Raw genomic sequence first — 13910 nt, 5'->3', positions numbered from 1 at the left:
GTTATCCCTCACTCTACTTATCCTGCTGGTACTTCTTCTGCACCTTCTACTAGTTCATCTGGATCTTGTCCGATGTAGAAGTAGTTATTCGGTTTATTGGCATCTGCGCAATCTTTAGGGAACATTGCAAATTCCATTTCGTAGTTACCTTGTTCATTCGCAAATGATTTAGTCATACCACTAGAGTTAGCGATTTTATGAATGAAGATATCTTCTGAAGTATCATCTCCCATTTTTCTTGGGTGAATTCTTAAAGTTCTAGCACCTTCTCTAAGTGATGCTCCAATAGGTGCATCTGTAACTGATACGACTTTACCATCTGCTTCAAGTGAAATAGTTCCACTTAATGTTTTACTAATTAAATCTAATGTTGCTTTCATTGCGACAATAGTCACTGTTCCATTCCAACCAACTACAACTTGGTCATAATTTGTATTACCGAAGTCTGGTGAATTAATATCTTCTAATTCAGGCTCTAATTGAACTTCCCCTCCATCACCTTGTAGTAATGAACCATCTTCACACATTTTTCCGTCAAATCTCGTTTCAGTCGGTAAACCTTCATCAAAAATGAAGTCAGCCATACCAAATTCATAACTAATTTTTTCTTGTGGCATTATAATTCCTCCTTAAATTTGGGTATTAAAAAAGCACTTATTCGCAATAAGGCAAAATAAGTGCTAAAAAGTTTATTGTGTAGATCATAATGTCATTCTCTACACCCACTCTAATTGGTGGCGATTCTGCATAAATGTATTGAATAAAGTGTTTATCTGTTCTGATTAAACGACCGTCTTCTAATATTGGGACTTCCATTAACCTATTCTCTATTCCATGTATAGCTTTGTAAGTATCGAAAGCCCTATTTACTGCTTTATCAAAGCTTTGACTCCTTATTTCAACTTGATAATTCATCAAGTGTGATTTCATATCACTTCTATCTGGTGGATAACCACCTTCGTAATAAACAACACCGAACTCTGATTGTGCAGTACGATAATCAACTGTCCACTCTAAGTCAGGTATTCTATCCTGTAATATCTTTTTAATAGCGCGTTGTATCATCTAACTGCCTCCTTCAAATAAACGTGTCAACGCTCTTTCCATTGCTGTTTCAAAATGTTGGTCAGTTAAAATAACGGCACGTTGTAGGAATTTACGACCTGGCTGAAAACCTTTTTCACTAGGTTTATCTCTTGTTCTTTGGCCACGACCACCAATATAATAACCCTCTATTTTCACACCACGTTCATACTTATCTCCTACTGGTCTGACGTTGTTTAACTCATGAACATACGCTGCGTACTTCATATTTGTACCAACGTAGACGACAAAGGAACCACCTTCAATCGTAGCTTGAGTCGAATGAATACTATCTTCTAATTCCTTTGAATCACGCGGAGATAACTTTTTAGCATACTCTTCGCAAGTTAGACCAATTTTATCCATTTCATCTAGCATTATTAACTTAAAACGTTTATTCATCGTTTTAAACTCTTGTTGTAATTCTCGAAGTCCATCCCATTCAATATTGAACTTAAAATCTGCCATCTACATATATCCCTTAATAAAATGTGGTTTCCCTACAATATCTTGCCCGTATTCAAGCTTTTTAACTTGTCCTAACACTTTTGTATGTTTAGGTGTTATATGCTCAATACGTGCGTTTAAATCGATATTTGAAACTGTATCAGATATAGGGATGTAAACTTGAGTAACTGATGTGTATTCTTCGCCGGTAGAAGTATAGATATTTTGAATACCATACCTAACGTGCGCTTTAGTTAATACCTTTTCAGTTGCTGGTTTACCGTAGTCATCTTTTATCTGATTACCGTTAGAATCAACCGTTGGCACAATTACATTAACTTCATCTCTGTATATAATCATATTAATCTCCCAATATGACCTACTGATTTAGTTTGTAATTGTTGATTGATTAGGAAAAGCACATATGGATCAAGTAGATTATCAGACATCGTTACGCTAGCATCATTAATTTTTTGTGTTTCTACACCTTGTCTTTTCAACATAGCGTAACCATTGGACTCTCCTTCGAGTTTGTACAACATTTGTTTAACTATCATTCGTTCTGTGATTATTACTTTTGGATATAAGGAATGAATATCTTCGTAAGAATCAAATATATTTTGTTCTAATTCTTGAGTTCCCATACCTTCTAACAACGGATTAGAAGGTATTTTCTCAATGTATTCAATTACTTTTTCAGTATCCAACATATATCATCACCTACTCGCTAGGTTCTTCAATACGTTCGAAATAAGGACCTGTTCCTTTGAATTTCTTTTGTTTATCAATGTTTGTTTCAATCTCTTGTACACGCTTAACAGTTAGTTCAACTTCTTCGCCTGGTTCGAAACGTTTATTTTCTTTCTTACCATCAACTTGTTTAAGCACTTTAAATTTCGCCATTGATTTAACCTCCTTAATTATTTTAGAAAGTTAAAATTAACCTTCAGGAACTTCTTCAGTGTCAGCCTGCTCATTTGCAGTGATGATAGAAATACCTTTGATATTTTTCAATACAGGCATTGCTACTTCTCCGACAATTGTTTTCTCTCCAACTGGGTCTTGAGAAACAACAGAAACAACATACTTACCGTTTGCGAAGTTGTTATCAGCGGCTGGACCACTTAATGTATTACCTAAGTTTGCAGCGTGTAATACGACTACATCATCATCTAAATGTTTCTTAACAATATCTCCAGTGATACCTTCGATAATTGTTTGAGCATCGTCGATTTCAACTTTAGGTAAGCCAATATCTGTGAATAAAGTATCTAAATCAGATTGACGAACAATTTTGTTTCCAGCCTCTGAACCATATAAGTCAGCAGCAACATTAGGATTACGTTTAATCTTCGCTAATGTTTTAGAATTCATAACAACATAAGCAGGTGCTTGACCATTGTTACGCTCTTTGTACTTTTCAACTTCATTCATTAATACTTCTAATGGATTAACATCTGTACGAGAGAAATCTCCTGCTGTTGTTTTAGCTTCATCTGGTAAATCTAAATCAAATTGAATTTTCACTTCTGATTTTGGATCTTCATAATCAAACACACCACGGTAAACCATGTTTGCTCTGATTAACTCTTTAGTATCTTCAATACCTTCAGATAAATCAGCGATTGATAATAAAGCATTTTGAACTAAAGCATCTTGTTCAGCACTGTTACGTGAGTTTTTGTAGCGATACAATTCTTCTTCTGTGTAGTGGTAGGCATGAGCGATTTTAGAAAGCTTAGCCAATACTTGTTGGATATCACCTTTCTTACGTAATGGTGTTGCAGCATCAAATCCAATAATAGAACCTGCTTTAATTCCAGTTGAATCAATAACGTTATACGCTACGTTAATATCGAATACTTGTTCAGTAGGAAAAGCATTTGATAAACGTCTTGAAGATTGAGCAGGTGCATTTTCAATAAATGCTTGTAATGTAGGTGTTTGTAAATTTTCGTGTTCAGTAATTAATACCATTAATATTTCCTCCTTTTATTTGCAATTAAATAGGACGTATTACACGTCGAATGTAATGCGTCCTTGAGTAGCTTTTTTGAAATTGTTTGTTACGCCTGTTAATAGTTCTTCATAAACAGATGCTTTACGTAACGCTGATACTTGTTCATTAACTTGAACATCTTCGATTTTAACTGCATGTCCTGTTAATACTGGTGCAGTCATTGTTTCTGGTGTTGAAGCTTGAACTAATTCGAATAAGTCAGTTTCAGTATTTTTAAATACAGCTGTTCCACCTTTAATAACTTGACCTTCTGTTAATTTAGATGAATCTAAAGTGATGTTTCCAACAGTCCACTCAAGATTTTTAGCATCTCTTAAAAATTCTGGTTGTTCATTTTCGAATTGAACTTTCTTTGGTTTTAAACTCATTCTTTATTCCTCCTTTTGTTTTCCAAATAATTCATTTGCTAAGTCTCTACCACGCTTTGAATAGTCAACCTTTTGCTTACCATTGCCACTTTGTCCACCAGACTTATAATTGTTGTTTGGCGGTGGCGTATCTTCTTCGTCTGAACCACCCTCATCATTTGATGAAATGGCTTGATTGAATAAGTAAGGCTTATCCTGACGTAATTCACTCATGACCTCATTAAAGTTTGTGATGTCTCCGCTTTCTTCATCACGATTAAACTTGTCTTTATCAATAAATAAAAATACATCGTCTGGATCATACGCATCTTTAGATACTTCTTTTAAGATTTTCTTATCCAATTCGTTAGATGCTACTTGAACTTTAAAGTCTTTGATTTGTTCTTGAAGTTCTTTATTAGTACCTTCAAGCTTGTCATAATCATTTGCTTTCTTTTCAAGTGTTGTAATCTGTTTAGATAAGGTTTCTTTTTCTGTTTCTAAAGATTTGATTTCTGTATCTTTATCACTCAACTGCGACTTGATGTCTTGAATATCCTTACCGTTTTCTGCCATTACTTTCTCAATTTGTTCATCGGATAATTCTAAAGCTTTAAGTGTTTCTCTATTCATATTTATTCTCTCCTTACGTTTTGATAACGATGTCCGACACCGATTGGATTAGTACAATAACGCTTGTACATGCGACATCGTCTTTTAGTGACATACGAACAGGTCAAACGGAATACCACCGTTATGAGATATTTTGTGGATCACAATTCCTTTCTGCCATGATTAGCAAAAAAGCTAGGCACAAAAATAACCGGCAATCTCACGACTTTCGGTTTAAATAAACTTCCTATTTCATTTCTTGTCTAGCAACTCTTAACTTCTGTTTCATCTTTACATAACCAGTACTATTAGCACGTTTCATTCTTCGATAAGCACCTAATGTCTTAGGAGCATCATCACCTAATATCGCTTTAATACTGTTGTATGTTTTCATTTCTTGTCTTGCTTTACGTTTTAATTGTTGATCATGTTCATAACTTTCTCTTTGCTTTTTAGTACGAGGGTCAAGATTAGGATTAAAGTCCTTACCTTTAGCAATGTATTTATTAATTTCACTTTCTGTTTTGAAGTCAGCTACAAAAGGTCTAACCATACACTTGCAGTTTGGATGAACTGGAATGACATCACGAACATCTAATTGTGGGAATCTTGTATCTTTACCACTTATTGAAAACACTCTGTCTTGATATTTAGCACATTCGCCACATGTGTTTAAATTGCCTGTAACGTACACTAAGTCATTGTTAGTCTCTAAGTAATGATTAACATGAGCGTGTGTTCTAGCAGTACTTATTTTCGTTCTCACGACTGTTTCTGTGTAGAAGTCTAAAGGTAGCAGTTTATTATCAATTGTTCTGAATGATTTCATGCCACCTTTAACAAAAGAATCAGACACCCGTTGAATTATCTTCCTACGATTTTGACCGTATAAGATACCTCTTGAAATGTCTGATTGAACTTCTAATAATGTTTGATTAATTGTCGAAACAGTAGTGAAGTAAGCTTGTCTAAGTGCTGCTTGTAAATCTAGCATTGTGTCACTTGTGATAGTGGCTAACGCGCTTTTATGAACTTGTGAATTGAGTTCGTTTGATATTGGTATACCTTGCTTGCTTAATTCTTTCGTTGCGATGTTTAATTCCGATTCATACACCTTTGCAAGTTCGGGTTCAATAAACTCAAAAACATCTGTACCAAATTGTTGAATCAAGTTTTCAATGTTTCTAAACATAATCTGTTTATCTCTAGCACTTAATAAATCAACTTCTTGGATTAACTTTAGTATTTCATTTTGCAAGAACTCAACTGTAGGCTTTATTTCTTCAATCTTCATTCAATCACCTACTCCATTTCTTTTAATTCTTCATCAACTGGATTAGTTTCTTCCTCGTCTTCTTTATTGTCATTGAAGTTTAATCCTGTCATGTTACCTCTTAACAATGACATGCTATCTTGTGATGTTCGTTCAGCTTCAATCTTTTCTACTTCTTCCATAATCCATTCTTCTGACTTATCTGGATTATTGTTACGAACTGTTTGTTCAAGTGATTGCGTTCCAGCTGCGTAACTTTGATTATTTAATGTTGAAGTTTCTTTTAAAGTAACTGGCATCATATCTTTTTGGACAATGATTGGTTTTTCAATGATAAGGTCTTTGTTATCTAAGTTAAGTAACCACAGACAATTTTCAACGCCTTGTTGAATGAACTCGATGTATTCATCTCTCATTTGTTCAGCTTTCATAATCGATAAGAATAAATCGTAAAACTTAGCTGTACCCGATTGTGCTTGAGCACCTTCCGAAGTGAAGAAATCAATTGCTTTCTCACTTGTTTGTGTTTCCATTAACATCATCTTGATAACATCTTTCACATAAGTAATGTCACCAATCTTTGAAATATCAATTTGATGTATTTGTAATGATTGCCCGTCTTCATCAATTGTTGTAACTTCTAAATCTCTGTGATCAAACTTGTTCTCAACACCATACCTTTGTTCTGATAATTGCATTAACCTTTCCATAACTTCTTTCGATACAGATATTCTAGGTTTACCATTTCGTTCGAAGATTTGTGCCGTTCTTGTCATTGTCCAGTTCACTTCGTCTTGCTTGCCTTCTTGCCCCATCAGAACACTTCTACCGTATCTATTCATAAATGTTGGACTGTAAGGTAGGTAAACAAATAACGTTCGCTTACGACCTTTTAAAACATAATCACGTTGCTCTTTTTCAAGTTTTGTTATATCAAATATAATTTCTTCATCATCAACGATTTGTAAGTCTCCGTTGTCGTCCATATGATAAACTGTATGACTGCCTGTTAATTCGTTTTCTCCTTCGACTTCTTCATGAACATGTACATACTTGTCGTCGCCACGTTCAACAATGTAACGAAGTTGATATGTTTTACCGTCTTCTAGTTCGTAATACACGTTACGTTCTTTAAACGATAACTTTACTTGTCCGTTAATCACTTCAGGTACTGCCACAATGCCACCGTCTATTTGCCATTGTTTTATATTCATACCATGATGCTTGTTGAAGTTTGAGTTTACTTCAATTTGGTCTAACGTTTCTTGCTGCAAGTCAAATAGTTCTCCGTTTAACGAATCATCTTGAGTTCCCTCGATATGATTATCTTCTGTGTTGAAGTCTTCATCATCTTCTATCTCATTGATTGGATAGTTCGTTTGAAGCTTACCCATTGACCTTGTAATAAACAGTGTCGGTATATCTACAATCATTTTAGATATATTCACTACAATATATGGCGTTTGAACATTCTGTGCTTTAACATCACCATATTCAATACGGTCGATAATTTCACCCTGTTCAATCAATACTTTTGCTCTATCGAACAACTTCGAATGACGACCGTCATATAAGTCTCTATATAAAAACATATCACCGTGTGTTTCAGTGATTTCTTCTTGCGTGAATGATTTTAACTCTGCCATTGTCTACCTCCTTATCCTTACCACATTGTTCTAGATGAAATGACTGCCTTAGGTTTCTTCTTCATATCTTCACTAAAGGCATATCTTGTAGCATCTATTGTGTGGTTATCTTTATCTTCTAGTCTTGGTTTAGGGTTACCGTCTTTATCTGTTTCATAATCGATGTTCTCAAATTCCTTTGCAATGTTCGGTGTACGTTTAGGGTCAATGATTATTGCATCTAAATCATCAAGCCATTGTTCACCGTATTCAACACTGTCTGGACCTTTCTTCACACCTTTAATACGTTTGATACCATGTTCATTCTTTAACTCGTCAATACTTTTAGGTTCAGCACTATCAGCGAATATCTCATCAGACATATATTTCTTTCGTGTTAACCATTTAGCCAACTCTCTATTAGATATCTTCTGACCATAGTATTCATCAACTGCATATATAACATTCTTCTTTTTGTCATAATGCCAACGCACAAATGCTAATGGATCAGTAGCATATCCAAAATCGACTGCACTACGAATGTTATCGAATGAGTTATATAAGTCATCAGGTATCGTTTCAATTTGTAGGTTATCGAATGGAACAACACCACTACCGATAGCTTCACCTAAATACTCCCACCGATATCTCATTTCACTTTTTTGTTTAGTTGCTTCTGCTTCTTCAACAAACTGCTTTGAAATGTGTTGGTTATCTTTGTATGTACTGTGATGTACAAAAGTATTGTCTGGTTGAATAGATGATTCATACTTTTTATTAACCCATGACTGTTTTCTCTTTGGTGGGTTGTAGCTATAAAAGAATTTATAAAAAAGACCATCATCCAACTCTCCACGTAATAGTGAGTTAGTGATGGTCTTTACTTCATCTTCCGTTTTAAACTCTGCTAATTCCTCTATCCAGCCAATAGCGAATGGAAAGTTAGCATCTTTCAATGATTTAATTCTTTCTGGGTCTTTAGCACCTCTAAATGCGATATAATTGCCTCTAGGTATATAAGTAATTCTCATAGGCGATTTAGTTACTTTAAATAAATGTGAAACACCTTGATGACTAATAGCCCACTTCAATTGTTCATATATTGATAATTCAATTGTGTTATCTACTTTACGTATACAAACTGCGTTAACTGGATATCTCATAATAAGTTGAACAATAATGATTGCTAGATCAGTTGATTTACCACTACCACGTCCACCCTTTTCTACAATGTGCAATATATTAGGGTCTTTAGCAGCTTTCCATGACTTGTGAAACTCCACAGGCAATAGTTCTGATAGTTTCTTTATATTTGTCATTCTATATCATCTACAAACGTAACTGCACCACTATGTTCCACCTCTTGCTTTTCAGTCCACATAGCGTAACGTTTACCTAATAATTCAGCAGCCTTAGTTCTAGCAACTATATCAGCACGTTTCTCGTGTCTTTCAACTTCACTCATAAAATCACCAGTTGGAACTAACATTAATTCTTCATCTGTCATTTTACCTCGCATAACTGAAGTGAGGTATTGGAGTATCTCATCTTGTTCTGCAATACTTTCTTTTTTCAATTCTTCAAGCCTTGCATCAATATAAGATTTAATCCCAACATTTCCCAACATCTTACTGCCATTCTTATTCGCATAGTTATGACTATAACCTGCGTTAATAGCTGACTGATATATATTGCCTGTTCTGATATACTCATCTGCGAACAACTGTTGTTTTCTTGTTAATTTCATTTCATCTACCACCAACTCTCACGATAATCTCATTCATTTATTTTAATTCCTTTACTTTAAACACTTTCATAATCACCAAATGCATATGTGCTTGAATATAAAAAATAGAGTTAATCACATATTTGAATTTCTTCATGTAATCAACTCTACTTCTATATCGTAATCTTTTTCGCCTTTAACAACTGGATCATAATCAATTAATACTTTGCTTACGTTAGCATTGTTCTTTAATCTTTTAATCATCGCTATTAAATGACAATCATTATTCACTTTTCTAATGCCTTTTAAAGTTCCGTCGGCGACGACCATTACTCTCATATGTTCAACTCCAAATAAAAAAACACCTGAGATTAATCAGATGTTTTAAATTTATTTACTAATTCATTTTTTCTATTCACTTTTGTAATTTTTTCTTCAACAATAATATTTAATAATTCGAATACTAACTCAGCATCATTTTTGTCAATTTGATCATCTATATTTCTTGGGTGAACTGCATCATTACCCAGACCTCTAACACCATGTGCTAATTCTTTTATTTCAGAATTAATTACATTTTCATTGTACAACCATTCCACTTTATTATATAAGCTATCTTTATTATTTGCTCCCAGCTCTATGCATAATAAGTCTAATGCTAACCTTATAATAGCTAATGCAGACCTAGGTGACAATTCAAAAACAGAACTAGCCTCAATATATAAATCTTTAATGTTTTGAGGCATATCATTATTAGGTTTTTTGATACTTGTAGTTTTAGGATGTATTTTTTCTCCTGTTTTAGCATCATAGATACATGTTCCTTGACACACTTCGCAATTTTCAAAATAAAATAGATTTGCATATGCATCCATAGGATCAGACTCTCCCCAAAATAGACGTTTATATTCATCATCCCTAAATGTTAATGGCTTATTTATATTATGTCTGGGATATATTCTTTCAAGTTCATAATCTATAACACCTAGGTAATAATAACTTTCTTTATTCTTGTCTAAACCAACTAATGTCCATGCGCTTTTTGTTTTGTTGCTACAATATTCACATTCTCTAAATCCCCATAACTTCATAGCTTCTTCCATTTCCAATCCCCACTTTCCCTAAATTAATTTATTGCAATCTAATTATACGAAATCCACCTAACATTTGCTAGATGGATTCACATTAATATTAGGGTTATAGAAAGGATATGGAAAATAGCCGTTAGGCTAGGTGTAGGGCGACGTACAAACTTATCAGTTTGATTGATTTGAATTTGCCTAGCCGTCCTGCCTTCCATTTTAGGGTAAACTTTGTATTATAAGCAACTATAGTAACGAGTGTATAAAACGGTAATTTTGGTAACTTTGGTAAATCAAGAATGTTTCATGATATCCTCAGCTATTTTGTCATAGATTTTATACTGTTGTTTCTTGCTGATTCCAGTAGTCTCATATATCTTCTTAAGCGACTTCCCGTCCATTCTCATTTCAAGTACAAGTTCTTCCGTTTCATCACTTATAAACTGTTTTGCCATTTGCACGGGATATAATTTTCTTTCTAACTTAACCATTAGATTATTTCTTCTTATCCTGCGATCAATCTCAAATAAAAATGGTGTTGTATCCGTTATATTACCTTTTGGCAAACTTGCTTCGATACCATATTTAGAAGTATTAGCACCACCAATTACATCTTCATATTCTTTTGCATATAAAATTAAAGTGTTAGCGTTGTTATAATAATTATGGATTAACTCCAAAGCTTTTTCTTTTGTTTCTACTTTGTATAAATGTTTAGTCGAATAAGTCATGTGTTCAATTCCTCCGATTGGTTTAGTTTTCGATGTGGTCAACATCGGTTAAATAGTCGAAAATTACGCCATTACCACTCCTAACTAATTCAGCATTTTCATTAAACCATTCGTATGGAATACTTTTACGTTCATGTTGTTTCTTGAAATCATTAAACTGGTCAATATCTAATTTAAAGCATGTGTCATTAAATCTAAATAGTACTAGTATAAAAGCTTCAGCACCCATTCTTTTAGTATCGGTCAAATACTTAACTTGATGATCACTTACATTTTTCAAAGGTAAATTCTTAATTTTAACTTCTTTCGTATCAAAGGCTATGTACCTACCTTTGTTATTACATCCTACAAAATCAACTGTACTCTTTTCTTGATATCGTGCTTTACCTGTCCTAGTGTTATAACTTATAGGCGTTGCTACTTTATCAATTATTGCTATTTTCTTTTGTTTGTATACTCGATTGATATTGCCTATTACTGTTTCAAACCACATACCTCGATTAGCTTGTTTTCTATTCAATTTATCACTCCTTAACTGCATTTATAATTAGTGAAATGACTATTACTGAAAATAAAATTATTCCAAATATCAATGTCTACCAACTCCACTAAACCATACTTCATTATCCTTATATGCTTGTGTTTCTTCGTAATCAATAGGTGGTTCAACTGTGTCTGGTATGCTAGCGTACTTATATGAACGCTTGACGTATATGAATAATGCTAGTGTGCTTAGTAATAATGTGATTAGTAGTTTCATTGGTTATTCCTCCTTCAACCATTTAAAGTAATTATCTATAAGTTCCGAACATAATCTACTGTATCGTTCATCGGATAATAAGTAGTTTTTGACTTTCATTGTGTGTCCTCCTTGCTGCTAGCAAAGGCAATTCTTATTTTCAATCTATTCATTACATGGTACAGTGTGGTATTTAAAAATATTTCAAATTCTTCTCTATTTTCTTCAATAAATTCAAGTATTTCTTCTTCTGTTTCTTCGTCAAACTCACTTAGAATATCCCAAATATTTATATCATGTTTACTACTTTCTAAAACTTTAACGATTGTTTTTGTATCTATCTTTTGCATGCCTTATTCCTCCCCTAGTAAGTGTGGATGTTACGTTCCACATCTAACATTAATTTGTGTAATATCAATCTCGTTCTTTTCATTTCTGCTTGAGTAGGTATTTTCCCTGTATAATTCCATTTATATTCATCATGATTATTCAATTTCCATACTTCATATAACTTCATTTGTTCTATAAGTTTTTGATATTGTTCCATGTGATAATTAATTACTTCGTATTCTCTCATCTTCCCAACACTTCCTTTACATTATCTCGGTCTATCTGTTTCAATCTGATTCATATTGACCCATATTACTTCTAATGCGTAATATTCAGCCTCTAATTGTTTTATGAAATTAATATCTGCTTCGTCATATTTTGCATGTTCAAGCTTATCTTGTATATAAGCCCTAGCATTAGCTACACGTTCATGAATTCTTTTAAAATTCTTAGTATAATAATCTTCCATACCTAATCACTCCTTATTAAGTATCTGCTTAATGCGTTCTACAATATCTGGGTGACTTTCGCCACCCTTATCCTTATACTCCTGTACTTCCGTAACCTGATCTATCTGACACATACTCAAACTCCTTAACTACATTCGCATCTGGATATACAACTGGTGCGATAACTAACTGCGCTAACCTTTTCCCCTTTTGTACTACGATTGGTTTATCGCTTATATTGTCTGTGATGATTCCAATCTCTTTATGATATGTTTGGTCTATTGTTCCTATTGCCACACGTAATTTAGTTTTGAGTGACGTGCCAGAACGAGGTCTGACTTGTCCCTCATAACCTATTGGTAATTCAATTGCTATATCAGTCTTAACTAGCTTAGTTGTTCTAGGTGGTATATTGACTGTTTCAGATACATATAAATCTAGTCCACTATCAGTAGGATTAGCCCTAGTTGGTGTTGTTGCATTGTCTGATAGTAATTTGATGTTTAGGTTGTTCATGTTTGGGTTTTTCATGTTTTTTGCTCCATTTCTGCTATAATTTATTTAAAATCAATATTTTAAAGGAGTGCTATTTTTGAACACAGATCAAGTAATAAGTCTTTTAAAAATAATTTTGCCTATACTTTCTGTTATTATTTCTTTTTTATTAGGTTTATTCGCTTCAAACGTAACCCATAAAAAAGATGTTAATAAAGAAATTTACAACAATTATTACAGTGAAATACTTAAACTGTGTTATGGACTTCCGTCTCCTTCGTTACTTAATTTCTTTTCTTTTATTTCTTATTATCATGATGAGAAGTTGTCTAAAATTATTGTTAACAATTTCCAATACATACCTGAGGAAATCATCGAAAATTGGAAAAAATACAATTTGACTTTAAAAAAATATAATCATGAAACTTTAAAAACTGATATTGAAAAGAAAATAGTTCTTGCTAAAGTTTTGGATTACCATAGCCATTTGATAATCAAAAAATCATTATTAAGGTCGGAAAAATTATCAAACCAATTAAAATTGCCGCAGTTGTCCACACAATTACTTTCAGAAATGTATTCGACTGAACACTATGAAAAAAAATTGCCAACACAAGAAGTAATCCAGAAATATAACCTACAAAAATTAATATAAGATCATTCATATATTCTCAACACCAGTACTTTTATTTTTAAAAAATAGGAGTACTCTTTTATGTCATTCATATTATTTGTCCTCCAAATCTTCTACTATTTCTACAACATCTAATGCCGTGTCCCTGTCATAAAATTCTGCTTTCTTAATTACATCTGAAATCTCATTAAACGCTTTTGCTTTAGCGTAGACTTCTTCAACTTCAATAGACATATTAAAATATCCGTTGCTTTCGTAGTCCACACCCATTTGTTCTAACTCACTTATTACATCGTTCTCATACTCATACGCCATAG

24 protein-coding genes are annotated in these 13910 nt (G+C 33.3%); 1 reads left to right on the top strand and 23 read right to left on the bottom strand.

The window, feature by feature from the left end; genetic code table 11:
- Positions 1-17: 17 nt before the first annotated feature.
- From LQ611_RS04800 to dut, 22 genes are all read right to left on the bottom strand, one after another.
- On the bottom strand, positions 18-617 hold the full coding sequence (locus LQ611_RS04800) for a hypothetical protein (RefSeq protein ID WP_239709411.1): 600 nt from the start codon (positions 615-617) through the stop codon (positions 18-20).
- Positions 618-654: 37 nt separating this feature from the next.
- Positions 655-1065: a minor capsid protein gene (locus LQ611_RS04795; RefSeq protein ID WP_239709410.1), complete on the bottom strand. Its 411-nt coding sequence runs from the start codon at positions 1063-1065 to the stop codon at positions 655-657.
- Positions 1066-1551, bottom strand: a complete 486-nt coding sequence (locus tag LQ611_RS04790; RefSeq protein ID WP_239709409.1) for an HK97 gp10 family phage protein — start codon at positions 1549-1551, stop codon at positions 1066-1068.
- Positions 1552-1890: a hypothetical protein gene (locus tag LQ611_RS04785; protein ID WP_239709407.1), complete on the bottom strand. Its 339-nt coding sequence runs from the start codon at positions 1888-1890 to the stop codon at positions 1552-1554. It lies immediately after the preceding gene.
- On the bottom strand, positions 1887-2240 hold the full coding sequence (locus LQ611_RS04780) for a hypothetical protein (protein ID WP_107617054.1): 354 nt from the start codon (positions 2238-2240) through the stop codon (positions 1887-1889). The genes LQ611_RS04785 and LQ611_RS04780 overlap by 4 nt, the downstream gene beginning before the upstream one ends.
- A 10-nt stretch (positions 2241-2250) precedes the next feature.
- Entirely contained in the window at positions 2251-2433 is a 183-nt protein-coding gene (locus tag LQ611_RS04775) for a hypothetical protein (protein ID WP_037587707.1), read from the bottom strand.
- A 36-nt stretch (positions 2434-2469) separates the two neighbouring features.
- The gene (locus tag LQ611_RS04770; RefSeq protein ID WP_239709406.1) at positions 2470-3507 is read right to left on the bottom strand and encodes a major capsid protein; all 1038 of its coding nucleotides are present in this window, start codon (positions 3505-3507) and stop codon (positions 2470-2472) included.
- Positions 3508-3546: 39 nt separating this feature from the next.
- Positions 3547-3918 carry a hypothetical protein gene (locus tag LQ611_RS04765; protein ID WP_239709405.1) on the bottom strand — a complete coding sequence of 124 codons (372 nt, stop codon included), beginning with the start codon at positions 3916-3918 and terminating at the stop codon, positions 3547-3549.
- Between the two features lie 3 nt (positions 3919-3921).
- Entirely contained in the window at positions 3922-4530 is a 609-nt protein-coding gene (locus tag LQ611_RS04760) for a phage scaffolding protein (protein ID WP_239709404.1), read from the bottom strand.
- Between the two features lie 226 nt (positions 4531-4756).
- Positions 4757-5803 (bottom strand): phage minor capsid protein, encoded by a 1047-nt coding sequence (locus LQ611_RS04755; protein ID WP_239709403.1) that lies wholly within the window; start codon positions 5801-5803, stop codon positions 4757-4759.
- A gap of 8 nt (positions 5804-5811) precedes the next feature.
- Positions 5812-7428, bottom strand: a complete 1617-nt coding sequence (locus LQ611_RS04750) for a hypothetical protein (RefSeq protein WP_239709402.1) — start codon at positions 7426-7428, stop codon at positions 5812-5814.
- A 17-nt stretch (positions 7429-7445) separates the two neighbouring features.
- Positions 7446-8726, bottom strand: coding sequence for a PBSX family phage terminase large subunit (locus tag LQ611_RS04745; protein ID WP_239709401.1), 1281 nt, complete (start codon positions 8724-8726; stop codon positions 7446-7448).
- Positions 8723-9154, bottom strand: coding sequence for a terminase small subunit (locus LQ611_RS04740; protein WP_239709400.1), 432 nt, complete (start codon positions 9152-9154; stop codon positions 8723-8725). The genes LQ611_RS04745 and LQ611_RS04740 overlap by 4 nt, the downstream gene beginning before the upstream one ends.
- A 132-nt stretch (positions 9155-9286) precedes the next feature.
- Positions 9287-9472, bottom strand: coding sequence for a hypothetical protein (locus LQ611_RS04735; protein ID WP_239709398.1), 186 nt, complete (start codon positions 9470-9472; stop codon positions 9287-9289).
- A 32-nt stretch (positions 9473-9504) separates the two neighbouring features.
- Positions 9505-10236 carry a DUF4145 domain-containing protein gene (locus LQ611_RS04730; RefSeq protein WP_239709396.1) on the bottom strand — a complete coding sequence of 244 codons (732 nt, stop codon included), beginning with the start codon at positions 10234-10236 and terminating at the stop codon, positions 9505-9507.
- 272 nt (positions 10237-10508) lie between these two features.
- Positions 10509-10946: a hypothetical protein gene (locus tag LQ611_RS04725; protein ID WP_239709395.1), complete on the bottom strand. Its 438-nt coding sequence runs from the start codon at positions 10944-10946 to the stop codon at positions 10509-10511.
- Between the two features lie 22 nt (positions 10947-10968).
- The gene (locus tag LQ611_RS04720; RefSeq protein ID WP_210126549.1) at positions 10969-11466 is read right to left on the bottom strand and encodes a Holliday junction resolvase RecU; all 498 of its coding nucleotides are present in this window, start codon (positions 11464-11466) and stop codon (positions 10969-10971) included.
- A gap of 69 nt (positions 11467-11535) precedes the next feature.
- A complete protein-coding gene (locus LQ611_RS04715; protein ID WP_239709394.1) occupies positions 11536-11706 on the bottom strand; it encodes a hypothetical protein in 171 nt (56 codons plus the stop codon).
- A gap of 95 nt (positions 11707-11801) precedes the next feature.
- Positions 11802-12035: a hypothetical protein gene (locus LQ611_RS04710; RefSeq protein WP_239709393.1), complete on the bottom strand. Its 234-nt coding sequence runs from the start codon at positions 12033-12035 to the stop codon at positions 11802-11804.
- Positions 12036-12049: 14 nt separating this feature from the next.
- Complete coding sequence (locus LQ611_RS04705) at positions 12050-12262, bottom strand: hypothetical protein (protein WP_239709392.1); 213 nt, start codon at positions 12260-12262, stop codon at positions 12050-12052.
- 21 nt (positions 12263-12283) lie between these two features.
- The gene (locus LQ611_RS04700; protein ID WP_204173116.1) at positions 12284-12484 is read right to left on the bottom strand and encodes a hypothetical protein; all 201 of its coding nucleotides are present in this window, start codon (positions 12482-12484) and stop codon (positions 12284-12286) included.
- A gap of 73 nt (positions 12485-12557) precedes the next feature.
- Positions 12558-12980, bottom strand: coding sequence for a dUTP diphosphatase (dut, locus tag LQ611_RS04695; RefSeq protein ID WP_239709435.1), 423 nt, complete (start codon positions 12978-12980; stop codon positions 12558-12560).
- A gap of 76 nt (positions 12981-13056) precedes the next feature.
- Between dut and LQ611_RS04690 the strand changes: the two genes are divergently transcribed.
- Positions 13057-13614 carry a hypothetical protein gene (locus LQ611_RS04690; RefSeq protein ID WP_239709391.1) on the top strand — a complete coding sequence of 186 codons (558 nt, stop codon included), beginning with the start codon at positions 13057-13059 and terminating at the stop codon, positions 13612-13614.
- Between the two features lie 72 nt (positions 13615-13686).
- On the opposite strand, the gene LQ611_RS04685 is transcribed toward LQ611_RS04690, so the two are convergent.
- On the bottom strand, positions 13687-13908 hold the full coding sequence (locus LQ611_RS04685) for a hypothetical protein (protein WP_239709390.1): 222 nt from the start codon (positions 13906-13908) through the stop codon (positions 13687-13689).
- Between the last annotated feature and the right edge of the window lie 2 nt (positions 13909-13910).

It is taken from the genome of Mammaliicoccus sp. L-M44 (genome assembly GCF_022386355.1).
GTDB classification, from domain to species: Bacteria; Bacillota; Bacilli; order Staphylococcales; family Staphylococcaceae; genus Mammaliicoccus; species Mammaliicoccus sciuri_A.
The sequence above is the reverse complement of the archived record's forward strand: the minus strand, read 5'-3'. Positions and strand labels throughout refer to the sequence as shown.